Raw genomic sequence first — 22,294 nt, 5'->3', positions numbered from 1 at the left:
ATGCCCACTCGCACCTGATCTCGCGGCTGATCTCGCGGCTGAAGCAGGGCCCTCACACGTTGAACAGAAACTCCATCACGTCACCTTCTGCAACGATGTATTCCTTGCCTTCAGCCCGCAGCCAGCCCTTGGTGCGAGCTTCGACCAGCGAGCCCGCCTCGAGCAGCTGGTTATAGCCGATGGTTTGGGCGCGGATGAAGCCGCGCTCGAAGTCGGTGTGAATCACGCCAGCGGCCTGGGGGGCGGTCATGCCGGCCTGGATAGTCCAGGCGCGGGTTTCCTTCTCGCCGGTTGTGAAATAAGTGCGCAGCCCCAGCAGGTCGTAGGTGGCGCGGATCAGGCTCTGCAGGCCGCCCTCCCCTACCCCGAGACCCGCCAGGAATTCGGTGCGATCCTCCTCTGGCAGCTCAATCAATTCGGCCTCCACCTGGGCCGAGATGCGCACCGTGCCCGCCCCTTCCTTCAGGGCCAGCGCTGCCACCTCCTCGCAGTAGGCGTTGCCGCTGGCCAGATCGTCTTCGCTGACGTTGGTGGCATAGATGATCGGCTTGGCGGTGAGCAGCCCCAGGGGCTTGAGCAGCGGGGCCTCCTCATCGCTGATGGCCACATTGCGGGCGGCACCGCCGGCCTCCAGCTCCACCTGGATGCGCTCAAGGGCAGCATCTTCCAGCTGGGCCTCCTTGCTGGTGCGCACCTGCTTCTTGAGCCGCTCGCGTCGCTTCTCCACCTGGGAGAGATCGGCCAGGCCCAGCTCAAGGTTGATCACCTCGGCATCGCGGGCCGGCCCCACCGAGCCACTCACATGGATCACGTCGTCGTTTTCGAAGCAGCGCACCACGTGCACGATTGCGTCCACCTCGCGGATGTTGGCCAGAAACTTGTTGCCAAGACCCTCTCCCTGGCTGGCCCCCTTCACCAGCCCGGCGATATCGACAAACTCCACCCGGGTGGCAATGATCTCCTTGCTGGAGCTGAGGGCAGCCAGCTGATCGAGCCTGGGGTCTGGCACGGAGACCACACCCGAATTCGGCTCAATCGTGCAGAAGGGGTAGTTGGCGGCTTCGGCCTGGGCGTTGGCGACCAGGGCATTGAACAGGGTCGATTTGCCGACGTTGGGCAGACCGACGATTCCGGCTTTAAGCATGGCTGAAATCTACGGGCCCCAGGTCGAGGCGCCAGCAGCGAAAATAGAAGTATCTGCCCCCAGCCCAATTTCCACCCCCACTGCAGTGCCGGTGATTTCCAGCTCGCCAAGCCGGCCCTGGCAGCGGCGGCGCCTTTGGGCCGCAGCCGCCGCAGGGCTTGTGCTCGTAGCTGGCATAGGCCTCGTGCAGCGGCAGCGCGGCACCAGCCGGGCCAATCTCGAGCCGTACACAGTTGTTGCAGCTGCGGGCGACCTGCCAGGGGTTGTGAGTGCCAGCGGCGAACTCGAGGCCGAAAAGCGCGTGAACGTCAGCCCCAAACGGCAGGGGGTGATCGAGGAGCTCTACGTGGAGGAGGGCGACCCAGTGGGCCGCGGCCAGGCCCTAGCTCGCATGGATCAAGGCGACCTCGACGAGCGGCTCGCCGAGCTGCGGGCCCAGTTGCGCTCAGCCCAGGCCCAGCTGGCCCGCAGCCGCAGCGAGCTGGAGCGCAACGAGAGCCTCTACGGTCAAAACGCCATCAGCCTCAGTGACTTCAATAGCGTGCGCAGCACCTTCCTGGTGGACCAGGCTGCCATGCAGGCCAGCCGCCAACGGCTGCAGGCGCGCCAGGTGGAGCACGCCGATCTGGTGGTGCGGGCGCCGTTCGATGGGGTGGTGACCCAGCGCTTCGCCGATCCTGGCGCCTTTGTGACACCCACCACCACCGCCTCGGCCACCGCCGGTGCCACCAGCTCCTCGATTGTGGAGCTAGCCCAGGGCCTGGAGGTGGTGGCCAAGGTGCCGGAAAGCGACATTGGCCGTGTGCAGCTAGGCCAGAGCGCCACGGTGCGGGTGGATGCCTTTCCCGATAAAAGCTTTGAAGCACGGGTCAAGCGTGTCACCCCCCGGGCCGTGAAGATCAACAACGTCACCTCCTTCGATGTGGTGCTGCGCTTGATTGGCGAACCCCCCCAGCTGCGCATCGGCATGACCGCCGACGTCGGCTTCCAGACAGGTCAGGTGCAGGCCGACACCCTGGTGCCCACCGTGGCGATCGTCACCGAGGCGGGGCGGCCGGGCGTTCTGCTGGTGGGCAAGAAAAACCAGCCCACCTTCCAGCCGGTGGAGCTCGGCATCAGCAGCGGCAAGGACACCCAAATCCTCTCCGGGCTCAAAAGCGGCACCCGGGTGTTCATCGACCTGCCGCCCTGGGCCAAAAAACGCCCCTGAGCCTCAGGTCCCAAGGCTCAGCCAGCCAGGAAAGTGCGGGCAGCATCCACAATCCGCCCCGAAGCCTGGCCGTCGCCAAAGGGATTGTGGGCCCGGGCCATGGCCTCATAGGCCTCGGGGTTGTCGAGCAGGCGGCTGGCCTCGGCCACGATGTCGGCGCTGTCGGTGCCAATCAGCTTGGCCGTGCCCGCCTCCACAGCCTCGGGGCGCTCCGTGGTGCGGCGCAGTACCAGCACCGGCTTACCCAGCGATGGCGCCTCCTCCTGCAGACCCCCCGAATCGCTCAACACCAAGGTGGCGCCGCGCATCGCCGCCACCAGCTGGTCGTAATCGAGGGGTTCCACCAGGAAGGCGCGGGGGTGGTCGCCGAGCAGGGCTTGCAGGGGCTCTCGCACGGTGGGATTGCGATGCAAGGGGAGCAGCAGGGCCGTATCGGGATAGCGCTCGAGCAGCTCACGGAAGCCGCGGCCTATGTCCTGTAGGCGCTCACCCCAGTTTTCACGCCGGTGCACCGTGGCCAGAATTACCCGCTGCTTCTCAAAATCGAGGCCAGGCAGGGTGTAGGGAGGCGCCTGCTCGGCCATCAACAGCAGGGCGTCGATCACCGTGTTGCCGGTGGTCAGCACCGTGCCCACCACCCCTGAGGCCCGGCAATTAGCAGCCGAGAGGGCCGTGGGGGCGAAGTGCAGCTGGGCCAGCTGGGAGATCAGGCGCCGGTTGGCCTCCTCCGGGAAGGGATCGAGCAGGTTGTCGGTGCGCAGCCCGGCCTCCACATGGCCCACCGGGATCTGCTCGTAGAAGGCCGCCAGGGCCGAGGCAAAGGCGGTGGTGGTGTCGCCCTGCACCAGCACTAGATCGGGACGATGCTCGCCAAATTCCTGCTTCAGCCCCTGCAGCGCGCCGCAGGTGATGTGGGTGAGGGTCTGCTTGGGGGCCATCAGAGCCAGGTCGTGGTCAGCCGTCAGGCCAAAAAGACCCATCACCTGGCTCACCATCTCGCGGTGCTGGCCGGTGAGCACAACCCGAGTGCGGAAATCGTCGGCCTGCTGAAAGGCCCGGATCACCGGAGCCAGCTTGATGGCCTCCGGACGGGTGCCCAGCACGATCGTGACAAGGGGCTTGGACACCGAAGCGTTGCAGACCAATTGATCCTACGAAGGTCGTCAGCAAAGGGGCTGGTGCTGACAGAAGCCGCAGCAGCAGCGAAGCTGGGCAAATACCGGTGACCGCAGATGACGACTTCACCCTTTCCTCCCTCTCCCCTTCCCCCGTCACCTTTCCCCCCAGCAGCGGCGCCCCCTGCCCCCACCCCAGACATTGGAACTGCCCCCAGCCGGGTAGATAACGGCAGCCAGCCCGACAGCCTCGAAGGCATCGTGCGCATCGCCAACGAAAGGGGCTACTCCGACGTGCACCTGGGAGTTGGCGAGCAACCCCGCTTCCGGGCCCGGGGGGAGATGGCTGGCACCGGATGGCCAGTGACTGATGCGGCCACCTTCAGCGGCTGGATGAAAGAGATGCTCAGCCCCGTCGAAATCGACGCCTTCCAACGCGAGAAGGAATTCGACGGCTCCCACGCCTTTTCCTTTGTGCGAGTGCGCATCAACCTGTTGGATTCGTTGCGGGGCCCGGCGATGGTGCTGCGGCTAATCCCCCAGAAGATCGCCACCATGGAAGATCTCAACCTGCCGCCAGTGCTCAAGGAGCTGGCGGCCCGGCCCAAGGGAATGATCCTGGTTACGGGCCCCACCGGCTCCGGCAAGAGCACCACCCTTGCCGCGATGATCGACTGGATCAATCGCAACATGTGCCGCCATATTCTCACCATCGAAGATCCGGTCGAATTCGTACATGAAAGTCGCCAATCTTTGATTCGACACCGGGAGGTTGGTCAGCACACCAAGGTGTTCCACAACGCCCTGCGGGCAGCCCTTCGGGAGGATCCCGATGTAATCCTGATTGGGGAAATACGCGATCAAGAGACCCTGGCCACAGCCATCGAGGCCTCCCAGACAGGCCACTTGGTATTTGGCACCTTGCACACAAACTCCGCCGTCAAAACCGTAGAACGGGTGCTAGGCATGTATCCCCCCAGTGAACAGGACAGTGTCCGGCGTGCGGTTTCAGAATCACTGCTCGGCGTGATAGCCCAGGGACTGCTTAAAACAACCGACGGCAAACGGGCCGCTTATCACGACATTTTGATCAACACCGACGCCTGCAAGGACTACATCCAGCGAGGCGAACTCGACGAGATCGAGGAGATCATGAAGCGCAGCGCTTTCGATGGCATGCAAACCGCAAATCAGTCGTTGCAGCAGTTGGTAGAAGCCCACCGGGTTACCCCCGAGGAAGCCTTAGCCCAAAGCCTCAAGCCCAACGAGCTTGCTCAAGCGCTTCGCGGTCGCACCTAGACACCACAGAGAAGCTGCAAAAGTTTGCTAGTGGCTCGCTAGGCGGGCCACCAGCAGCACCGATAAGCCAACCGACAGACCCACCATTGCCAGCCGGCCGTTCCAGATCTCGGCTTGGGGGGTAATTCCTCGGCGCCAGGCGTTGAGCTCAGTGGCACTCACTGGCTCAAACCCGTCGGGCACTTGATCGATATCGACGGTGGCTTGCAGCTCGGGCTCGCGGTTGAGGGTGATCATCGGGCCGCACCAATACCGTATGAATTTTAGTTTACGACAATTAAAAGCACGGTTGTGATTCGTAAAGCAAGCCGGCTTGCTCCAGGGGCAGCCGGGCAGCCACGCCCAGGTCAAAGCAGCTGCTCTGGCCGCCAGCCAGGCGCTGGGCCCCAGCCACACCGATCATGGCGGCGTTATCGGTGCAGTAGGCCAGCGGAGCCACCCGCCAAGCCAGGCCATCGAGCCCGCAGCGCTGCTCCAACAGCTGCCGCAGCCGCCGATTGGCGGCCACGCCACCCACCAGCACCAGCGTGCCCAATCCCTGCTCCCGGGCGCAACGGCAACTGCGCTCCACCAACACTTGGGCCACCACCTGCTCAAAGCTGGCCGCTAGATCAGCCAGCGGCAACGGCTCGCCGCCCGCCTGGTGCTCAGCCTCCAAAGCACGCACCTGGCGCAGCATCGCCGTCTTGAGGCCGCTGAAACTGAAGTCGTAGGGATAAAAGCCGCCCTCCGGCCGCGACACCCGGCCCTTGGGCAAGGCAAAGCGAAGGGGGTCGCCGTTTTGCCCAGCCGCCTCAATCGCCGGACCACCCGGGTATCCGAGCCCGAGCAGGCGGGAGACCTTGTCGAAAGCTTCGCCGGCGGCATCGTCGTGGCTGCGGCCCAAGCGGAGATAGCGGCCAGGCCCGTCAACCCGCAGCAACTCGGTGTGGCCGCCGCTGACCAGCAGCACCAGGTAGGGACCGGGGGGCAGGGGCTCGCCCAGCTGCACCGAGCAGAGATGACCTTCCAGGTGATGAACAGCCACAAAGGGCTTGCCATGCAGCCTCGCCAGGGTGCGGCCCGTGACCGAGGCCACCAGCAGGGCCCCCACCAGGCCCGGCGCGGCGGTGGCGGCGATGCCATCGAGCTCGGCCATGGTCACGCCGCTGTCGCGGCACACCTGCTCAATCAGCTGGGGCAGGGCCTCGACGTGGCGCCGCGAGGCGATTTCCGGCACCACGCCACCCCAGCGGGCGTGCTCCTCCACCTGGGAGGCGACGGCACTGGCGAGCACCGTCTGATCACGCACAATCGCTGCCGCCGACTCGTCACAACTTGTTTCGAGGGCCAGAACCAGTGGCATTGGACTTCTACAGCTCCCGTACTGTCCAGAAGTGTCATCCTGCCCCGCGGCCTTGCGTCCGATGCGCCGTCTTTTCTCCCGCCGACTTTTCGCGGTTCTGCTCTCCGCCTTCTTGTTGCTCGGCTTCGCCCCTACGGCCAAGGCTGACGTGGCAGGGCTGACCCCCTGCTCCGAGAGCGCCCGCTTCCAGCAGCGCGCTGCTACCGCCAAAACCGATCAGGCCAAGGCTCGCTTCGCGATGTACAGCCAGTCCGTATGCGGTGCCGATGGCCTGCCCCACCTGATCGTGGATGGTCGCTGGAACCATGCCGGTGATTTCATGCTCCCCGGTATCGCCTTCCTCTACATCGCTGGCTGCATTGGCTGGGCTGGTCGCAACTACCTGCGCGCCATCCGCGGCGATAAAGACGCCACCATGAAGGAGATCCAGATCGATCTGCCTTTGGCTTTTAAGAGCACCCTGGCAGCAGCCACCTGGCCCCTGGCCGCCTTCGGCGAGCTCACCAGCGGCAAGCTGCTCGAATCCGACGACAAGGTCACGGTTTCCCCTCGCTGAGCGGTTTCGCCCCGCTAAGGGTTGCTTAGCCCTGCAAGTCCTAGATGCATCTCTAATTTTTCACCATGAAAAAGTTCCTCACCACCGCTCCGGTATTTGCTGCCATCTGGTTTGGCCTTACCGCTGTAATAATTATCGAATTCAACCATTTCTTCCCCGACTTGCTGTTCCTTCCCCTCTGATCAGACCCCTCTGATCAGTCAATTCTGATCAGACGCGGCCCCGGGGGGCCGCTTTTTTTTGCCCGTGCCTAGCCGCCCTAGCCCAGCAGCTGCTCCAGCTCGGCCAGGGCCAGCTCCAGTTCGCCGTTGACAAGCACCGCGTCAAATTCCGGCGCCGCAGCCAGCTCCACCTTGGCCCGCTCCAGCCGCCGACCAATCGCCTCCTCGCTATCGGTGCCGCGGCCGCGGATACGCCGCTCAAGCTCCTCAAAACTGGGGGGTTCGACAAAAATCTGGAAAGCCTCGGCAAAGCTTTGGCGCACCTGGCGTGCCCCCTCCAGCTCGATCTCAAGCAGCACGGGCCTGCCTGCAGCTAGCTGGGCCTGCACCGGTTGGCGGGGGGTGCCGTAAAGGTTGCCGGCAAATTCAGCCCACTCCAAAAACCCGCCCTCAGCCACCTGGCCTTCAAAGGCGTCGCGAGTCAGGAAAAAGTAGTGCTGACCATTTAGCTCACCGGTGCGGGGGGCACGGGTGGTGGCTGAGATCGATAGCCAGATCTCCGGATGAAGTAGCAGCAGTCGCTGCACCAAGGTGCCCTTGCCGACTCCACTAGGGCCGGTGATCAAGGTGAGACGGCCGGGCAAGGCGCTCATGGCGGGCGACAGCTCTGGCCTGCAGAGTAGAAGCCAGCGTCCGTGTTGCACTGCCAAGCCGTGTTGCACTGCCAAGCCGTGTTGCCCTGCCAAGCCGTGTCTCCCTCCCGCCTTCAGGCACCCTCCCGCCTTCAGGCAGTAGACGTCACGACCCTGCGGGCGGTGCTGGCCGAGTGGCGGCCGCTACTGCTGCCAAGTCGCTTCGAGAAGGCCCAGCAGGCCAGCCCCCAGGCCCTGCAGATCGGCCTGCGCAGCCTCAGCGGTAGCCACTGGCTCGAGCTCAGCTGGCAGGCGGAAGCGGCTCGGCTGCACACGATCCTGCCGCCACCCCGCCAAGGGGATGGCAGCACCCTGGCCCAGCAGCTGCAGCACGGCCTCAAGGGTCTGGCCCTCATCGAAATCCAACAGCAGGGCTGGGAGCGGGTGGTGGAGCTCGGCTTCGCCAGGCGTCCCGGTGAGCCCGTGCTGCGCTGGCTGGTGGTGGAGCTGATGGGCCGCCACAGCAACCTGCTGCTGCTCGACGCCGACCGCCAGGTAGTGGCCCTGGCCCGCCAGGTGAAACCCCAGCAATCACGCCTACGGCCAATCGGCACCGGCGACCCTTACCAACCGCCCCCGCCCCTGGCGGGCGAGCCGCCGCGGCTGGAGGAGAGCTTTGGCAGCTGGCAGCGCCGTCTGCGCCTAGTGCCCCTGCCCCTGCAGCAGGCCCTGCGCGATGCCTACCAGGGCATGAGTCCGGCCTTACTGCGCCAGCTACTGCCCTGCGGCTGGGGCGAACTGAGCGTGGACAGCATCAGTCCGGAGCAATGGCAGCAGTTGTGGCAAGGCTGGCGCCAGTGGCTTGAAGCCGTGCAGATGGGGCGATTCAGCTGGCAGCTCGAACCGGCCGGCTACCGCTGCTGGGCTGGATCCAGCGGCGATACCCCTGCCGCAAATCCAGCCCTGGCAATAAATCAAGGCATGGCCGCCTATTTCAGCGAGCACCTCGGCGCCCAGCTGCTTGTGCAGCAGCGCCAGCAGCTGCAGCACCGCTTGCAGGCCACACTCGAGCGCGAAAGCCGCCAGGCCAGCGAGCAGCAAGCCCTGCTGGATGCGGTGCCTGAAGGGGAAGCTCTGCAGCGCCGCGCCGATGCCCTGCTCAGCCAGCTACAGCCGAGCCGCCAGTGCATTGAAGAGGCCCAGAAGCTCTACAAAACCGCCCGCAAGCGGCGGCGCTCGGTGGCGGCGATCACCCCCAGGCTGGAGCAGCACAGGCAGCGCTTAGCAAGCCTCGAAGCCAGCCTCACCTACCTGGAGCAGGCCGACAGCCTCGAGCAGGTGGGCAGCCTGGTTGGCGAGCTCGAAGCCCTACTGGCTGAGCGCGGCCAGCGCAAACCGGCGGGGAGTCGCCAGAGGCGTCGGGCTGGGGCGATCGAGGGGGTGCCCCAACCCCTGGAGCTGCACACACCTTCCGGTTTGTCCATACAAATTGGCCGCAACCACCGCCAAAACGAATGGATCGCCTTTCGCCAGGCGCGCCGCGGCGATCTCTGGTTCCACGCCCAGGAGCTGCCGGGCAGCCATGTGGTGCTGAAAAGCTCGGAGCGACTGGCCAGCGATGCGGATCTGCAGGCAGCAGCCGATCTGGCCTCTCACTACAGCAGGGGCCGGGGCAACAGGCGGGTGCCGGTGGTGATGGTGCCCACCGAGGAGTTACAACGCATTCCTGGTGCAGCCCCCGGTACCGTGCGCCATCGTGGCGGCTCCGTGCTGTGGGGAGAACCTCAGCGGGCTCTTAGCCTGCTGATGGAGCAGAAACGATGAGCGCCGAACCCGAAATTTCAGCCAAGCGCCGCGCCGCGCCCGACTCGGAGCCTGGAGAATTTCCAGCCGAGGTGGAGATGAGCCTGGTGGACCATCTCGAGGAGCTACGCCGCCGCGTGCTGCGCAGCCTGCTGGCGGTAGTGGTGGCGGCAGCAGCCTGCCTTGTCGCCGTTAAACCATTGGTGCGGCTGCTGGAAGTGCCAGCGGAGGGCATCCGCTTTCTGCAGCTGGCCCCGGGCGAATTTTTGTTTGTGTCGTTCAAAGTGGCGGGCTACGCCGGGCTCACCTTGGCCCTGCCCTACGTGCTCTACGAGGGTCTGGGGTTCGTGCTTCCGGGACTTACCCGGCGGGAGCGGCGGCTGGTGGCCCCGGCGGTAGCTGGCTCGGCGGTGCTGTTTGCGGCGGGGCTGGCCTTCGCCTGGTGGGCCCTGGTGCCCGCAGCCCTGCGCTTCCTGGTGAGCTACGGCGCCGACGTGGTCGAACCGAGTTGGTCGATCGAGCGCTACCTCGATTTCGTGCTGCTGCTGATGGTGGCCACCGCGCTGGCATTTCAACTGCCAGTGCTGCAGTTGTTGCTCGGCGCCCTTGGCCTGGTGAAGGCCCAGCCCATGCTGGCGGGTTGGCGCTGGGTGGTGTTGGCAAGTGCCCTGGCGGGGGCCGTGTTGACCCCCTCCACCGACCCCGTAACGATGCTGCTGCTCTCCGGGGCGATCACGGCCCTCTACCTAATCGGCGTTGGCCTGGTGGCCTGCACCGAACGGCTGCGGCCTGCCTAGAGCAAAAATTCGCTGGCCCGGCCGGCCGGGATCTCCAACGCCAGACCCATGGCCTTGCCCTGTCTCGGCTTATCGGAGGTGGTGCCGAGCCAGCTGCGCACCTGCTCGGCTACGCCTAGGCCATTGAGCAAACCCACCAGTTCCTCGAGCTTGCTGCGGTAGCCATCCTCCGTGAGCGGAAAGGATTGCTGCTCTAAGTAGGCCCACATCACCTGTAGATAGAGCCGGCCGCGACGCTGCACCAGCTGCAGGTCGTAGGAAACCTGCCAACGGGTTTGCAGCAGATCCCAAACCTCTTGCGCAGACAGGGGCGAACCTGGCTCAGGGGGTGGGGGGAGGGCACTGGAGGGCAGGGACACGCCCAAGCTCACGCGACGGATTGCACAACAGCATGTTGCAGGCCCAGGGGCCAGCCGGCTGCACCGCCCCGGAGCCGCACAGGCAAGGTTCATAATGAGCGCCACATTGTCCCGGCGCGTCTTCATGACCCAGATGCCAGCGAGCGCTTCAAATAGCGCCTCCAACGGTGATGTGCCCGGAATGGGCCGCCGGCAGTTCATGAACTTGCTGACCTTCGGGTCTGTGACCGGTGTGGCCCTGGGTGCCCTCTATCCAGTGGCTCGTTATTTCATCCCCCCCAAGGCGGCAGGCGGCGGCGGCGGCACCACCGCTAAAGACGAATTCGGCAACAGCGTCACTGCCAGCGGCTGGCTCAGCAGCCACAAGGAGGGCGATCTCAGCCTGGTGCAGGGCCTCAAGGGAGATCCGACCTACTTGCTCGTTGAGGGCAATGATGCCATCGGCAGCTACGGCATCAATGCCATCTGCACTCACCTTGGCTGCGTAGTGCCCTGGAACAGCGGTGCCAATAAGTTCATGTGCCCCTGCCACGGCTCCCAGTACGACGCCACCGGCAAAGTGGTGCGCGGTCCAGCGCCCCTCTCCTTGGCCCTGGCTCACGTTTCTGTAGACAACGACAACGTTTTCCTTAGCCAGTGGAGCGAAACCGACTTCCGCACCGGCGACAAGCCCTGGTGGGCCTGATTACCCCGATCCAGCTTTTCTTCTCCCTGTCTGTCGCCTGATCTCGTGATGCGTCGTTCCCTTTCCCTGCTGCTCGGCTCCCTGATCGCCTTCGCCGTGCTTTTGACCGGCGCCAGCCCCAGCTGGGCCTATCCCTTCTGGGCCCAGCAGAACTACGCCAGCCCCCGGGAGGCCACCGGCAAGATCGTCTGCGCCAACTGCCACCTGGCCAAGAAGGCCACCAGGGTGGAAGTGCCCCAGGCCATCTTCCCTGACACGGTGTTCAAGGCCGTGGTGGAAATCCCCTACGACGCAAGCGTTCAGCAGGTGGCCGGCGATGGCAGCCGCACCGGTCTGAATGTCGGCGCTGTGGTGATGCTTCCAGATGGCTTCACCCTTGCCCCGCAAGACCGGCTCAGCGAGGAGCTGAAGGAGGAAACTGCCGGCATTTATTACACCCAGTATTCCGACGACCAACCCAACATCCTGTTGGTGGGCCCGATCTCCGGTGATGAGCACCAAGAGATCGTTTTCCCGATTCTCTCTCCTGATCCCGCCACCGACAGCAGCATCCACTTCGGCAAATACCAGCTGCATGTGGGCGGCAACCGTGGCCGCGGCCAGGTGTATCCCACCGGCGAAAAGAGCAACAACGGCGTGTTCAACGCCTCCGTAACTGGCACGGTGTCAGCAATCACTGCCGGTGATAACGGCGCTTCCCTGGTGGAGATCACCGCCGCAGATGGCACTACGGCCACTGAAACCGTGCCGGCTGGCCCCACCATCGTGGCGGCGGTTGGTGATGCAGTAGTTGCCGGTTCACCGATCACCAACGACCCCAACGTGGGTGGCTTCGGACAGATTGATGCCGAGGTTGTGCTGCAAAACCCTGTGCGCATCTACGGTTTGCTGGCATTCTTTGCCGCAATCGCCCTGGCCCAGATCTTGCTGGTGCTCAAAAAGCGCCAGGTTGAAAAGGTTCAGGCTGCTGAAGGCTTGATCTGAGCAGCGTGCTTGCCACCTTCACCTCCCCGGGGCCCCTGGTTTTCCAGCTGGGCCCCTTTTCCTTGCGCTGGTACGGTCTGCTCATCGCCGTGGCCGTGTTGCTGGGCCTCAGCCTGGCCACCCGGCTCGGCCGGGCTCGAGGCATTGAGCCATCCCTGATTGCCGATCTCCTGCCCCTGATGGTGCTGGGAGCCGTGATCGGAGCACGCATTTACTACGTCGCCCTCGAGTGGCGCCAGTATTCCAGCAACTGGCTTGATGCGATCGCGATATGGCGCGGAGGCATCGCCATCCACGGCGCCCTGCTGGGCGGCTCCCTGGCCACGATGCTGTTCTGCCGCTGGCGCCGGCAGCCCTTCTGGCAACTGCTCGATGTGCTGATGCCCTCCGTGGCCCTCGGCCAGGCGATCGGCCGCTGGGGAAATTTCTTTAATTCCGAGGCCTTCGGCTTGCCTACGGATCTTCCCTGGAAACTGCAGATCCCCGCGGCCAGCCGCCCAGCTGAATTTTTTGAGCAGCTCTACTTTCACCCCACCTTCCTCTACGAATCCCTTTGGAATCTGGGGGTGTGCGCCCTCCTGCTGGCGCTATTTCGGGCCGCCAGTCGCGGCCGCATTCAGCTGCTGCCAGGAGCACTCAGCTGCGTATATCTGATGGCCTACAGCAGCGGGCGAGTGTGGATTGAAGGGCTGCGCCTCGACCCCCTCTGCCTGCTCTCCGAGCCGCCCTTCTGTGATGGCGGCCTGCGCATGGCCCAGCTGGTCAGCCTGCTTTTGATTTCCCTTGGCGGCGTTGGCCTCTGGTGGCTCTACCGCCGCCACCGCCCCCTGCCCGACCCCAGTGGAGTAGCCACTTGAATAACAAGCCTGTCTGGATAGTTGGTGCCGGTCCCGGCGCACCCGACTTGCTCACCCTGCGCGCCGCCCGCCTTGTGGAGCAGGCAGAGGTGTTGGTGTGGACCGATTCCCTAATCAATCCCCAGATCGCAGCCTTGGCACCCGAGGGCTGTGAGCAGGTGCGCACCAGCACCCTCACGCTGGAGCAGGTGATGGAGGTGGTGCTGGATCGGGCCCGGGCCGGCAAAACCGTGGTGCGGCTCCACGACGGTGATCCCTGCCTCTATGGCGCCATCGCCGAGCAAATTTGCCGCCTGGCCGATGCCGGTATCGGCGTGGAGGTGGTGCCCGGCTTGAGTGCTTACCAGGCCACCGCATCGGCCCTGCAGAGCGAGCTCACCATCCCTGGCCTGGTGCAGACGATCGTGCTGAGCCGCGCTGGCGGACGCACCGGCGTGCCGGAGCGGGAGGCCCTGGAGCGGCTTGCCGCCCTGCGCGCTTCCCTATGCCTCTACCTCAGTGCTCGCCACGTCGAAGAGGTGCAAACCGAGCTGCTGCGCCACTACCCCGCCGACACTCCCGTAGCCATTGGCTACCGGGTGAGCTGGCCTGATGAGTGGATCAAGGTGGTTCCCCTGGCCGACATGGCCCGGGTGAGCCAGGAACGGCAGTTGATCCGCACCACCCTCTACGTGGTGAGCCCGGCGCTGGCGGCGCCGGCGGAGGCCCGTTCTCGCCTCTACTCAGCTAGCCACAATCACCTCTTCCGCGGCGGCGCTAGCTGAAAACGTTCAGTCCGCCTCGCCATAAAGCTCCCTGGCCAAGCGCTGCCGATCGAAGCCACAGCCCAGCCGCTCGACGATCGCCTCCAGGTCGCGGGCGGCATTACCCAGGCAGCAGGTGCCCCCAGGGGAAGGGGTGACGTTGAACACAAGGCCGGGCCGGGCCGCGATGCTGGCCTCGCCGAGCATCAGCTTGCGGTTGGCCTTATCGATTAGCTGGGGTCGCACGCCGCCATAGCCCTCAGCGAAGTTGAGATCCTCGAAGCGCATGTCGGGCACGATCTTGCGAGCATCTGCCAAAAACAATCGCCGCCTCAGCCAGGGCACCTCGAACAGCAGATTTTTAAAGATGTAATTGCGGATATCGGCGATGCGAAAGAGCTGCCAGAACACGGCGAGCACTGCCCAATCGAGCCGCAGCACCTTCAGAAACTCCCAAAACGAGGCTGGTCTGTAGCGCTCCAGCAGAGGCAGCAGCAGGGCGGTAGGGCCAAAACGGGTTTTGCCAGGGGCTCGCACGTCGGGGTCGCCGTGGATGGCGGCAAAGGGCAGCTTGTCGTTCTGCACCGTGTAAACCTTGCCCCGGAGCAAATCCGGCGTGAAGTAAAAGCTGCCGGCCACGGGCAGGCAGGAATACTCCAGTCCGTAGCCCATGCGCTGGGCCATCAGCAGGCTGTGGGCTCCGGCATTCACCACCACGTGCCGGGCCCGCACCGAGCGCGGAGCCTCCCTGGCGGCGCTGGAGCAGCCGGGGGTGGGGGCCAGTTCCACCCGGTAGCCGTCGCCCTCAGGCGTAATCGCGACCACGCTGGTGCCTAGCTGCACCGTGAGCTGGCGCGGCGTTCCAGCCACCGCCGCCGCCGCCTGGGCCACGAACGAGGCCGATAGCTCCTCGTAGTCCACGGCGGTGTAGGTGCGGCGGATGCCGATCGCCACCAGCTCCTCCGGGCGCAACTCCCCCTGCACCAGTCCCACCTGGGGCTCCCACTCGGCGATCTGCGGCTTCTCGAGCAGCTCCATTGCCGGGAAGTGGGGTGAGAAGCGAGCAAAGCGCTCCCGCAGGAAGGTGCACTCGTGCTCGCCCACCCCCAGCACCATTTTTGGAGTGCGAAACACACAGAGCTCGCGGCTGGCTGGATCAAGCAGCTCGGCGTAGTTCACGATCATCTCGGCGGTGCGCTTCACCCGCACCGCCTTCTCGAGCGTGTAGTTGGTCTCGATGTCGCCGCAGTGAATCGTCTGGCTGTTGTTGGTGGCCTTGGAGTTCACCCTGGCCAGGGCGTCGTAGCGCTCCACCAGCAGGATGCGGCCCAAATCGGTGTAGCGAGCCAGTTCGAACAGCAGGGCCGTACCGCACACCCCGCCTCCCACGACCAATACGTCCACTGTCTGATCAACATCCACTGGCTGATCAACATCCACTGGCTGGCTCAAGTCCACAGGGGCCGTTGCTGGCTTGGGATCGGCTCCTTCGGGGTTGGCGCTCACGCAATGCGACTGGCTCTTAGCCCATGGTGACCGATCGACTGCCTGTGGTGTTTTAAGCTGTGGAGGTGCGGGCGATTAGCACAGCGGTAGCGCACTTCCTTCACACGGAAGGGGTCACTGGTTCGAATCCAGTATCGCCCATTTCAACGACTGGACCGCATCAAATTTGCCTGCAGAATGTCTAAATCTGCTGAGCTCGCTGTTGTGGTGTCAGATTCTCCCAATCCCGAGACCTTATCCGCCCTGCGCTGCCTGGGGCAGACGCTGCGGCAGGGCCGAGAGGTCCAAGGTCTCGAACTGGCCGTGCTGGCAGCCCGTCTAAACATGGGAGTCGAACAACTTCAGGCCCTGGAAGAAGCCGACGCCGGTCGATTGCCGGAACCGGTATTTGTGATCGCCCAGGCCCGCAGAATCGCCAGCAGCCTGGCCATCAACATCGATGGCCCCCTGAAAACCCTGCGAGATAGCGGCCAGTTTCAAACCAAGCCGATCAAGGTGGCCGAACTCACCCAGCGCGCCCCAACCAGACCGGCACAAACCAGCGGCCGACTGGCCATCACAGCAGCAATCCTGGTCGCCCTCAGTGGCGCCGGCGCCGTGGGCTGGCAGCAGTGGCAGCGTCACCAGGCCCGCCCAACCCAGCAGCAAACGCAGCCCCAGCTGCTGACCGAGATTTCCCCAGTACATAGGAGCAGGGATAGGGAAAGCGGCAGCCTCAATCCCGATCAGCTGCAACTGACGAGCAGCCAGCCCAGTTGGCTCGAAATAAAAACAAAAACCGGCACCACTCTCTTCCGTGGCACCTTCACAGGTGAGCGGAGCTTCCCCCTGGGCCAAGGGCTTGAGGTGCTGGCAGGCCGTCCCGACCTGGTTCGCACCCGAATAGGAGGCGGTGCTCCTCAACCCCTGGGACCCATTGATCAGGTGCGTTGGCGCAGCTTCAGGGCTCCGGCACCCTGAGACCAAGGCCGCAGGATTCCTGCACCACTTCAGCGCAGGATCGCAGGCTCCAGCGCTCCAAGCTGAGATCCGGAGCTGGCTCACCAGGGGCGGCCGCCAGGGGCTCCAGGTCAACGCAAACATCATTTTGCCTTGATCTCACCTGCAGGGTCGCAATCACCGCAGCGGGCCGGCGATCTAGGGCCGCCGCCAACCGCAACAGCAAGGCCATCGACGTAACGGTGCGGCGCTGGTCGCGGTCTTCGATCAGCTGCCACGACTCATGGCGCTTCTTCGGCAGGCTGCGGCGGTGATAGCGGCCAATCGCCGCCACCATCAGGTGCTCGGATTCGGAGTAGCCCAGCAGCTCGCCGTGGCGGATCAAATACCAGCTGTGCTTGTGATAAGCGGAGATATTGATGCTCTTGCCACAGGTATGCAATTGGGCGGCGGCCCAGAGCAGCTCCCGACCCGGCCCCTCGTCGTGGTGCAGCAGCCCCCGCGACTGGTCGTAGAGGCTGAGGGCATGGGCGGCCACCCGATCGGCCCGGGCCCGATCGACACCAAAGCGCTGGGCCAGGTGCAGCACGGTGCGCTGGCGAATAGTGCTCTGGAAGGCGAAGCGATCTCCCAGCAGGCCGTTGCGCAGCATCCAGTCCACGATTAGGCCCTCCCGCAGGGCCCGATCACAAACCACCAGCTCCCGCACACCGAGCATCGCCATCGCCGTCTGCAAAATCAGGGCGCCTGGCACGATGATCTCGGCCCGACGGTCGTTTATGGCGGGCAAGGCACGGCGCTGCTCCGGCGTCATAGCCAGGAGCCGGGCGGTGAGCTGGTCGATGCGCTCGCGGCTGAGCCTGTAACCCTGCAGCTTCAGCGGCGGCTTGGGATCTTCAGCAGCCGCCAGCGCCGCTAGGGCCATGGCTGTGCCGCTGGTGCCCACCATCAGCGGCTGTTCGCCCCGGCGCAGCGCCGCCTTCACCTCAGCTACGGCAGGGTCGAGGGCGCCCTGGATATAGGCCTGCAGGAAGGAGCGACGTTCAACCGGAAGGGGGTCCTGCTGACAAAACTCCCGCTGCAGGCGCACCGCGCCGATGCGGGTGCTGCTGAAGGAGCGGCCGTCGCGGCCATCGGCCAGCACCAATTCGGTGGAGCCTCCACCGATATCAATTATCAAGTGGGGCTGGTCGCCGAAAGCCATGCCCGAAAGCACACCCAAGTAGATCAATCGCGCCTCCTCGGGCCCGCTTACCAGATCCACCTCCAGGCCCAGTTGCTCCTGCAGCGCCACCAGGAAATCCCTGCCATTGGGGGCCTCCCGCACGGCACTGGTGGCCGCCGTGACGATCTGCTCCACCCCATGGCTAAGGGCCAGATCGCGATCGTGGCGCAGGGTGCGAAAAGCCCGCTCGATCGCCTCGGCACTGAGGTCACCGCTATGGGGATCCCTTTCGCCAAGACGGGTGGTGGCCTTCTCAGCCAGCACCACACTGAAACTGCTCAGCTCCGGATCCACCTCTGCCACCAGCAGGTGAATCGAGTTGGTGCCGATGTCAATAGCGGCCACCCGGCGGCGACCGGACTGCTGAAGGTTGGGGGCCTGAACCATCTAGCTCAGCAACTGCCACTGGGGGCGCTACTTTGCCACCCACGGCCCGTCCCACCGGCACACCTAGGGTGCGGCACGACGAAAAGGGGGCATGGCCAACTTGACGCGCGGCAACCGTCTGGGGGCCTGGCTGGAGCTGGTGCGCTGGCACAAGCCCAGTGGCCGCCTGATCCTGCTGATTCCAGCTGGCTGGAGCCTCTGGCTCACCCCAAACGCCCCACCGGCGCCGCTGTTGGTGGGATTGATCGTGCTGGGAGGACTGGCGGTGAGCGCGGCCGGCTGCATCGCCAACGACCTCTGGGACCGCCGCATCGACCCCTTAGTGGAGCGCACCCGCAGTCGTCCCCTGGCCGATGGCCGCGTTGGCGTTGGCGAGGCGATAGGCCTGCTGCTGCTCAGCCTTGTCGTCGCCTTGGCAGTGCTGCTGGTGCTGATGTGGGGGTTGCCCGCCGCCAGTCGCAACCTCTGCCTGCTGCTAGCAATCGCGGCCCTGCCGCCAGTGCTGCTCTACCCCTCTGCTAAACGCTGGTTTGGTTACCCCCAACTGGTACTGGCCCTCTGCTGGGGTTTTGCGGTGCTGATCCCCTGGTCCGCTGCCACCGGCTCCCTGGCCGGCGGCTGGCCCCTGGCCCTGGTATGGCTGGCCACCTTGCTTTGGACCTTCGGCTTCGACACGGTTTACGCCATGGCCGACCGGGATGACGACCGGGCCATCGGCGTGCGCAGCAGTGCCCTCAGCCTGGGCAGCCGGGCCCCCCTGGCGGTGGCGATCAGCTACGGCCTCGCCGCCCTGGCCCTGGGGCTAGCCGCCGGCCTGCAGGGATGCGGCTGGATCAGCTGGCCATTGGGTCTGCTGGCAGCAGCCGGCATGCAGCGCGAAGCCGCCCTGCTGCGCCGCCCCAACCTGCCAAGGTCCGCCTACGGCCGCCACTTCAGCCGCCAGGTGCAGCTGGGAGGGCTGCTGCTGCTTGCCCTGGTGCTGGGGCAGCTGCCATGAGCCAGGTCATACGTCAGCCCTCACCGCTGCGGCCAGGGGATCGGGTGCAGCTGGTGGCGGCAAGCTCAGCCCTGCTGGGCGAAGACGCCTTGGCGCGCCTGGAGGCGGGCATTGCCCTGCTCGAGGGCTGGGGGCTGGAGGTGGAGCGCACGCCCCTGCACGGGCGCCAGTGGGGCTATCTGGCCGGCCGAGACCAACAGCGACGCGGCGACCTGGAAGCGGCCGCCAGGCGGGGCGCCGAACTGCTGGCTTGTGTGCGGGGCGGCTGGGGAGCGGCCCGGTTATTGGAAGCACCCCTGGCCCAGCCAGCTCGCTGGCTGCTTGGTTTCTCCGACGTCACCTCCCTGCTCTGGGCCCAACTAGCCCAGGGGCAGGGAGGTGCCATCCACGGGCCGCTGCTCACCACCCTGCCCGCCGAACCCGCCTGGAGCCAGGAGCGGCTGCGGTGCCTGTTGTTTGGCGAACCCCTGGGCGACCTCCAGGGTGAGGGCTGGTGTGGCGGCAGCGCCGCAGGCCCCCTGCTAGCCGCCAACCTCACCGTGGCCACCCACCTGCTGGGTACGCCGTATCTGCCGGATCTGCGCGGCGCCATTTTGGTGCTCGAAGACGTAAGCGAAGCGCCATACCGAATCGAGCGCATGCTCACCCACTGGCGGCTTTGCGGTGGGCTGCAGCAGCTGGCCGGCATCGGCCTGGGGCAGTTCACAGACTGCGATGAAAACCCAGCCGAAGCAGATCGTTTCAGCCTCGAGCAGGTGCTACGCGAGCGCACAAGCGATCTAGGCATCCCCGTGGTGAGCAACCTGCCCGTTGGTCATGTGGCCGGCAATGCGGCCCTACCCCTAGGTGCCTGGGCCGAGCTCGATGGCAGCAGCGGCCAGCTGCGGATCAGCAGCGCGAAGCAAGCACCGCCGCTGCCACGGTGAGATCGAAGGGGGTGGTGAGCTTGATGTTGGAGGCAGGCGCCTCCAACACCTGCACCGCCAAACCCAGCCGCTCAAACAGGGCCGCATCGTCGGTGACGCTCCAGCCCTGCTCCGTGGCGGTTGCATGGGCAGCCCGCAGCTGCTGAACAGGAAAACCCTGGGGAGTTTGGGCTGCCCACAACCAGCTGCGATCTGGGGTGGCCGTGATGGTGCCAGCTCCATCCACCTGCTTGATCGTGTCGGTTACGGGGGTGGCGGCGATCACCGCTGCGCCTTGCTGCACCGCAGCGGCACAGCGGGCCAGCAGTTCTGGCTCGACAAGACAGCGAGCCCCGTCGTGGATCAGCACACCACCAGCAGCTGCCGGCAGGGCCGCCAGCCCCCGGCTCACCGACTCCTGACGGGTGTCACCACCCTCAATCCACTGCACCGGCAGGTCAGGCTGAGCTTCAGCCACGATCGCCGCTATCGCGGCTGCATCAACGGGCTGGCCCACGATGCCGATCCAGCTAATGGCGGGGCAGGCGAGGGCCGCATCGAGGGTCCAGGCCAGCACCGACCGCCCCGCCACTGGCAACAGCAGCTTGTTGCCGGTGGCCCCCATGCGGCGTCCACTGCCGGCTGCGGCGATCAGCAAATGCACAAGCGACTCCCGCGAGACGGGTCAATCCGAATCTGATCCATACAATCAGGCCGCCGAACCTGTGTCGTTTGCGATGCGCGCCCTGTTTCTGATTCCGGGCGGCAGCAGCCAGCAGCTGCAGAGTTTTGCAGCCGTTGCTGCCGTCGCCGACCAACTCCATGCCGACGTTCAGGTGGTCTGTCCGTTGGCGGCGGTTCCCCTTTGGTCCCTGCATCCAGCCGTGGAACGGGCCATGCCCTTCACCTACGAGCAGGCAACCCTTGCCGATTGGGCCAACTTGATGGGCTCGGTGCGGGAGCCTGATTTTCAGGTGAGCCTCAACCTGGCGCCCAGCCGCCAGATGGATCTGATGCTGTCGATGAGCCACATCCCCACCCGGGTGGCCAGCAGTGGCTTTTCCGCCACCGAGCGGATCACCCCCATCGAGGGCGGCTGGGCCAACCAGGCCTTTGAAGCCTTACTGCGGCCCATCGGGGTGCGGCTCGAGGCTGATTCTTTCCGGTTGCCGATCGCCCCGGCCGATCTGGAGGCCGCCAGCGCGGCCCTACCCAGTGGCGATGGACCGGCCCTGCTGCTGGCCCCCTCCGCTGCTGGCGGCGACTGGCCAGCCCAGCAATGGCAAGACCTACCCGCCCAGATCCGCAGCAAGCTGCCCAACCTGCGGACCGTGCCAGCACTAGCTGGCACTGGGACTGGAGATATGCGTAAGCGCGCCGCCCAGATCGCCAGTGCCGATGTGGTGCTAGCCAGCGACCCCGTAGCCATCGAATTGGCCCTGCTGCTCGGCCTGCCGCTGGTGGCCTTGGGCCGGGGTCCCGGCAGTCTGCCCAGCCGTGCTGGGGTGCAGGGGCTCGGCAGCGCCGCCAACCTCAGCCAACTTGGCCACGCCGAGGTGCTCGCCGCCCTGGGACTGGGATAATTGGGGTTCGGGGGATAGTCAGGCCATACGATCAGCGCCACAAACCCCAGTGCCGCGATGTCGAGTGCCGTGATGTCCAGCCCAGCCCCCCTGGCCGGCCAAGTGGCGCTGGTTACAGGTGCCAGCCGGGGTATCGGTCGCGCCATAGCACTTGAGCTGGCAGCGGCCGGCGCCCAAGTAGTGGTGAATTACGCCAGCTCCCCGGATGCAGCCGAAGCGGTCGTGGCTGAGATCACTGCTGCCGGGGGCGAAGCCTGGAGCCATCGGGCTGATGTAGCCGATGAAGAGCAGGTCGACGCCATGGTCAAAGCGGTGCTCGCTAGGGGCGGCCGGCTCGACGTGTTGGTTAACAACGCCGGCATCACCCGCGACGGCCTGCTGATGCGGATGAAAACCGCCGACTGGCAGAGCGTGATCAACCTCAATCTCACCGGCGTGTTTCTTTGCACCCGCGCTGTGAGCCGGGCCATGCTCAAGGCCCGAGGCGGCCGCATCATCAACATCACCTCAGTGGTGGCCCTGATGGGCAATCCAGGCCAGGCCAACTACAGCGCCGCCAAGGCCGGGGTGATCGGCCTCACCCGCAGCAATGCGGCTGAATTTGCAGCCCGGGGTGTGACCGTCAATGCCGTTGCCCCGGGCTTCATCGAGAGCGACATGACCGCCGAACTCGACAAGGAGCCGATCCTCGCGGCGATTCCCCTGGGGAGGATGGGCAGCGCCGCCGAGGTGGCAGGTGCAGTGCGCTTTCTGGCCGCCGACCCGGCTGCCGCCTACATCACCGGCCAGGTGCTGCAGGTGGATGGCGGCATGGTGATGCGTTAAGAGCTTGTGAGCGGCTGAGCCAACTCCTCGCGCAGCCGGCGAATCCGCTGCAGCAGGCGCAGGCGGCGACTGCGGGCGGTGAGGGTGAGGAACAGGCGGATCGGCACGTAAACCAAGGCCATCAACAGGCCGAGGGCGGCGATCAGGAGGAACACCATGCCATCGGCGGTGGTGCTTGGGTCGAGGGCCGATTCAGTGACGGCGCTTTCGAGGGTCTGCTGCAGCAGTTCTTCCATG

General features: G+C 65.4%; 25 protein-coding genes and 1 tRNA gene. 16 read left to right on the top strand and 10 right to left on the bottom strand.

Features of this window, described 5'->3' with window-relative positions; genetic code table 11:
• Positions 1-52 precede the first annotated feature (52 nt).
• On the bottom strand, positions 53-1,144 hold the full coding sequence (ychF, locus tag KBY85_RS03600; protein WP_254960183.1) for a redox-regulated ATPase YchF: 1,092 nt from the start codon (positions 1,142-1,144) through the stop codon (positions 53-55).
• Between ychF and KBY85_RS03595 the strand changes: the two genes are divergently transcribed.
• Positions 1,143-2,354 carry an efflux RND transporter periplasmic adaptor subunit gene (locus KBY85_RS03595; RefSeq protein WP_254960181.1) on the top strand — a complete coding sequence of 404 codons (1,212 nt, stop codon included), beginning with the start codon at positions 1,143-1,145 and terminating at the stop codon, positions 2,352-2,354. The two genes, ychF and KBY85_RS03595, sit on opposite strands and share 2 nt — an antisense overlap.
• Before the next feature lie 17 nt (positions 2,355-2,371).
• Here the strand turns inward: KBY85_RS03595 and wecB are convergent, their stop codons facing one another.
• Positions 2,372-3,481 carry a non-hydrolyzing UDP-N-acetylglucosamine 2-epimerase gene (gene wecB, locus KBY85_RS03590; RefSeq protein WP_254960180.1) on the bottom strand — a complete coding sequence of 370 codons (1,110 nt, stop codon included), beginning with the start codon at positions 3,479-3,481 and terminating at the stop codon, positions 2,372-2,374.
• A 105-nt stretch (positions 3,482-3,586) separates the two neighbouring features.
• On the opposite strand from wecB, the gene KBY85_RS03585 reads away from it, so the two are divergent.
• Positions 3,587-4,768: a type IV pilus twitching motility protein PilT gene (locus KBY85_RS03585; protein WP_254960178.1), complete on the top strand. Its 1,182-nt coding sequence runs from the start codon at positions 3,587-3,589 to the stop codon at positions 4,766-4,768.
• Positions 4,769-4,795: 27 nt separating this feature from the next.
• Here the strand turns inward: KBY85_RS03585 and KBY85_RS03580 are convergent, their stop codons facing one another.
• Positions 4,796-5,005, bottom strand: coding sequence for a chlorophyll a/b-binding protein (locus KBY85_RS03580; protein WP_254960177.1), 210 nt, complete (start codon positions 5,003-5,005; stop codon positions 4,796-4,798).
• 40 nt (positions 5,006-5,045) lie between these two features.
• Complete coding sequence (tsaD, locus tag KBY85_RS03575; protein ID WP_254960176.1) at positions 5,046-6,113, bottom strand: tRNA (adenosine(37)-N6)-threonylcarbamoyltransferase complex transferase subunit TsaD; 1,068 nt, start codon at positions 6,111-6,113, stop codon at positions 5,046-5,048.
• Positions 6,114-6,174: 61 nt separating this feature from the next.
• On the opposite strand from tsaD, the gene KBY85_RS03570 reads away from it, so the two are divergent.
• Positions 6,175-6,669 (top strand): Photosystem I reaction center subunit III, encoded by a 495-nt coding sequence (locus tag KBY85_RS03570; RefSeq protein WP_254960268.1) that lies wholly within the window; start codon positions 6,175-6,177, stop codon positions 6,667-6,669.
• 65 nt (positions 6,670-6,734) lie between these two features.
• Entirely contained in the window at positions 6,735-6,851 is a 117-nt protein-coding gene (locus KBY85_RS03565; protein WP_106501463.1) for a Photosystem I reaction center subunit IX, read from the top strand.
• 77 nt (positions 6,852-6,928) lie between these two features.
• Here KBY85_RS03565 and gmk read toward each other — a convergent pair whose 3' ends face one another.
• Positions 6,929-7,483: a guanylate kinase gene (gmk, locus tag KBY85_RS03560; RefSeq protein ID WP_254960175.1), complete on the bottom strand. Its 555-nt coding sequence runs from the start codon at positions 7,481-7,483 to the stop codon at positions 6,929-6,931.
• Positions 7,484-7,579: 96 nt separating this feature from the next.
• Between gmk and KBY85_RS03555 the strand changes: the two genes are divergently transcribed.
• Together KBY85_RS03555 and tatC are read left to right on the top strand one after the other, a co-directional pair.
• Positions 7,580-9,286, top strand: a complete 1,707-nt coding sequence (locus tag KBY85_RS03555) for an NFACT family protein (RefSeq protein WP_254960173.1) — start codon at positions 7,580-7,582, stop codon at positions 9,284-9,286.
• The gene (gene tatC / locus KBY85_RS03550; RefSeq protein WP_254960170.1) at positions 9,283-10,062 is read left to right on the top strand and encodes a twin-arginine translocase subunit TatC; all 780 of its coding nucleotides are present in this window, start codon (positions 9,283-9,285) and stop codon (positions 10,060-10,062) included. The genes KBY85_RS03555 and tatC overlap by 4 nt, the downstream gene beginning before the upstream one ends.
• Here the strand turns inward: tatC and KBY85_RS03545 are convergent.
• A complete protein-coding gene (locus KBY85_RS03545; protein ID WP_261359466.1) occupies positions 10,059-10,415 on the bottom strand; it encodes a DUF3067 family protein in 357 nt (118 codons plus the stop codon). The two genes, tatC and KBY85_RS03545, sit on opposite strands and share 4 nt — an antisense overlap.
• Before the next feature lie 130 nt (positions 10,416-10,545).
• On the opposite strand from KBY85_RS03545, the gene petC reads away from it, so the two are divergent.
• The 4 genes from petC to cobM are packed head-to-tail and all read left to right on the top strand — an operon-like array spanning position 10,546 to position 13,711.
• The gene (gene petC / locus KBY85_RS03540) at positions 10,546-11,106 is read left to right on the top strand and encodes a cytochrome b6-f complex iron-sulfur subunit (protein ID WP_254960167.1); all 561 of its coding nucleotides are present in this window, start codon (positions 10,546-10,548) and stop codon (positions 11,104-11,106) included.
• A 48-nt stretch (positions 11,107-11,154) separates the two neighbouring features.
• A complete protein-coding gene (gene petA, locus KBY85_RS03535; protein ID WP_254960165.1) occupies positions 11,155-12,090 on the top strand; it encodes a cytochrome f in 936 nt (311 codons plus the stop codon).
• On the top strand, positions 12,087-12,947 hold the full coding sequence (gene lgt, locus KBY85_RS03530; RefSeq protein WP_254960267.1) for a prolipoprotein diacylglyceryl transferase: 861 nt from the start codon (positions 12,087-12,089) through the stop codon (positions 12,945-12,947). Before petA ends, lgt begins: the two co-directional genes overlap by 4 nt.
• Positions 12,944-13,711, top strand: coding sequence for a precorrin-4 C(11)-methyltransferase (gene cobM / locus KBY85_RS03525; RefSeq protein WP_254960164.1), 768 nt, complete (start codon positions 12,944-12,946; stop codon positions 13,709-13,711). The genes lgt and cobM overlap by 4 nt, the downstream gene beginning before the upstream one ends.
• Before the next feature lie 6 nt (positions 13,712-13,717).
• Here cobM and KBY85_RS03520 read toward each other — a convergent pair whose 3' ends face one another.
• The gene (locus KBY85_RS03520; RefSeq protein ID WP_254960163.1) at positions 13,718-15,196 is read right to left on the bottom strand and encodes an FAD-dependent oxidoreductase; all 1,479 of its coding nucleotides are present in this window, start codon (positions 15,194-15,196) and stop codon (positions 13,718-13,720) included.
• A gap of 69 nt (positions 15,197-15,265) precedes the next feature.
• On the opposite strand from KBY85_RS03520, the gene KBY85_RS03515 reads away from it, so the two are divergent.
• A tRNA-Val gene (locus KBY85_RS03515) sits at positions 15,266-15,337 on the top strand.
• Between the two features lie 66 nt (positions 15,338-15,403).
• Positions 15,404-16,156 (top strand): RodZ domain-containing protein, encoded by a 753-nt coding sequence (locus KBY85_RS03510; protein WP_254960161.1) that lies wholly within the window; start codon positions 15,404-15,406, stop codon positions 16,154-16,156.
• On the opposite strand, the gene KBY85_RS03505 is transcribed toward KBY85_RS03510, so the two are convergent.
• A complete protein-coding gene (locus tag KBY85_RS03505; RefSeq protein WP_254960160.1) occupies positions 16,137-17,747 on the bottom strand; it encodes a Ppx/GppA phosphatase family protein in 1,611 nt (536 codons plus the stop codon). The two genes, KBY85_RS03510 and KBY85_RS03505, sit on opposite strands and share 20 nt — an antisense overlap.
• A 91-nt stretch (positions 17,748-17,838) precedes the next feature.
• Between KBY85_RS03505 and KBY85_RS03500 the strand changes: the two genes are divergently transcribed.
• Both KBY85_RS03500 and KBY85_RS03495 read left to right on the top strand, forming a co-directional pair.
• Positions 17,839-18,744 carry a 4-hydroxybenzoate polyprenyltransferase gene (locus KBY85_RS03500; RefSeq protein WP_254960159.1) on the top strand — a complete coding sequence of 302 codons (906 nt, stop codon included), beginning with the start codon at positions 17,839-17,841 and terminating at the stop codon, positions 18,742-18,744.
• Positions 18,741-19,670, top strand: coding sequence for an LD-carboxypeptidase (locus KBY85_RS03495; protein ID WP_254960158.1), 930 nt, complete (start codon positions 18,741-18,743; stop codon positions 19,668-19,670). Before KBY85_RS03500 ends, KBY85_RS03495 begins: the two co-directional genes overlap by 4 nt.
• On the opposite strand, the gene ispD is transcribed toward KBY85_RS03495, so the two are convergent.
• Positions 19,633-20,313, bottom strand: a complete 681-nt coding sequence (ispD, locus tag KBY85_RS03490; RefSeq protein ID WP_254960157.1) for a 2-C-methyl-D-erythritol 4-phosphate cytidylyltransferase — start codon at positions 20,311-20,313, stop codon at positions 19,633-19,635. The two genes, KBY85_RS03495 and ispD, sit on opposite strands and share 38 nt — an antisense overlap.
• Before the next feature lie 73 nt (positions 20,314-20,386).
• Between ispD and KBY85_RS03485 the strand changes: the two genes are divergently transcribed.
• Both KBY85_RS03485 and fabG read left to right on the top strand, forming a co-directional pair.
• The gene (locus KBY85_RS03485) at positions 20,387-21,232 is read left to right on the top strand and encodes a lipopolysaccharide heptosyltransferase family protein (RefSeq protein ID WP_254960156.1); all 846 of its coding nucleotides are present in this window, start codon (positions 20,387-20,389) and stop codon (positions 21,230-21,232) included.
• Between the two features lie 72 nt (positions 21,233-21,304).
• A complete protein-coding gene (fabG, locus tag KBY85_RS03480; protein ID WP_254960155.1) occupies positions 21,305-22,057 on the top strand; it encodes a 3-oxoacyl-[acyl-carrier-protein] reductase in 753 nt (250 codons plus the stop codon).
• Here fabG and KBY85_RS03475 read toward each other — a convergent pair.
• Positions 22,054-22,293 (bottom strand): hypothetical protein, encoded by a 240-nt coding sequence (locus KBY85_RS03475; protein WP_254960271.1) that lies wholly within the window; start codon positions 22,291-22,293, stop codon positions 22,054-22,056. The two genes, fabG and KBY85_RS03475, sit on opposite strands and share 4 nt — an antisense overlap.
• Position 22,294 lies beyond the last annotated feature (1 nt).

This window comes from Cyanobium sp. BA5m-10, from assembly GCF_024346255.1.
Lineage (GTDB): Bacteria > Cyanobacteriota > Cyanobacteriia > PCC-6307 > Cyanobiaceae > Cyanobium_A > Cyanobium_A usitatum.
The sequence above is the reverse complement of the archived record's forward strand: the minus strand, read 5'-3'. Positions and strand labels throughout refer to the sequence as shown.

Bases quoted from the DNA above. Each gene is read 5' to 3' on its own strand.
- KBY85_RS03595 (WP_254960181.1), top strand. From the start codon at position 1,143: ATGGCTGAAATCTACGGGCCCCAGGTCGAGGCGCCAGCAGCGAAAATA.
- ychF (WP_254960183.1), bottom strand. From the start codon at position 1,144: ATGCTTAAAGCCGGAATCGTCGGTCTGCCCAACGTCGGCAAATCGACC.
- KBY85_RS03585 (WP_254960178.1), top strand. From the start codon at position 3,587: ATGACGACTTCACCCTTTCCTCCCTCTCCCCTTCCCCCGTCACCTTTC.
- KBY85_RS03580 (WP_254960177.1), bottom strand. From the start codon at position 5,005: ATGATCACCCTCAACCGCGAGCCCGAGCTGCAAGCCACCGTCGATATC.
- tsaD (WP_254960176.1), bottom strand. From the start codon at position 6,113: ATGCCACTGGTTCTGGCCCTCGAAACAAGTTGTGACGAGTCGGCGGCA.
- KBY85_RS03570 (WP_254960268.1), top strand. From the start codon at position 6,175: ATGCGCCGTCTTTTCTCCCGCCGACTTTTCGCGGTTCTGCTCTCCGCC.
- KBY85_RS03565 (WP_106501463.1), top strand. From the start codon at position 6,735: ATGAAAAAGTTCCTCACCACCGCTCCGGTATTTGCTGCCATCTGGTTT.
- gmk (WP_254960175.1), bottom strand. From the start codon at position 7,483: ATGAGCGCCTTGCCCGGCCGTCTCACCTTGATCACCGGCCCTAGTGGA.
- tatC (WP_254960170.1), top strand. From the start codon at position 9,283: ATGAGCGCCGAACCCGAAATTTCAGCCAAGCGCCGCGCCGCGCCCGAC.
- petC (WP_254960167.1), top strand. From the start codon at position 10,546: ATGACCCAGATGCCAGCGAGCGCTTCAAATAGCGCCTCCAACGGTGAT.
- petA (WP_254960165.1), top strand. From the start codon at position 11,155: ATGCGTCGTTCCCTTTCCCTGCTGCTCGGCTCCCTGATCGCCTTCGCC.
- KBY85_RS03505 (WP_254960160.1), bottom strand. From the start codon at position 17,747: ATGGTTCAGGCCCCCAACCTTCAGCAGTCCGGTCGCCGCCGGGTGGCC.
- KBY85_RS03500 (WP_254960159.1), top strand. From the start codon at position 17,839: ATGGCCAACTTGACGCGCGGCAACCGTCTGGGGGCCTGGCTGGAGCTG.
- KBY85_RS03495 (WP_254960158.1), top strand. From the start codon at position 18,741: ATGAGCCAGGTCATACGTCAGCCCTCACCGCTGCGGCCAGGGGATCGG.
- KBY85_RS03485 (WP_254960156.1), top strand. From the start codon at position 20,387: ATGCGCGCCCTGTTTCTGATTCCGGGCGGCAGCAGCCAGCAGCTGCAG.
- fabG (WP_254960155.1), top strand. From the start codon at position 21,305: ATGTCCAGCCCAGCCCCCCTGGCCGGCCAAGTGGCGCTGGTTACAGGT.
- KBY85_RS03475 (WP_254960271.1), bottom strand. From the start codon at position 22,293: ATGGAAGAACTGCTGCAGCAGACCCTCGAAAGCGCCGTCACTGAATCG.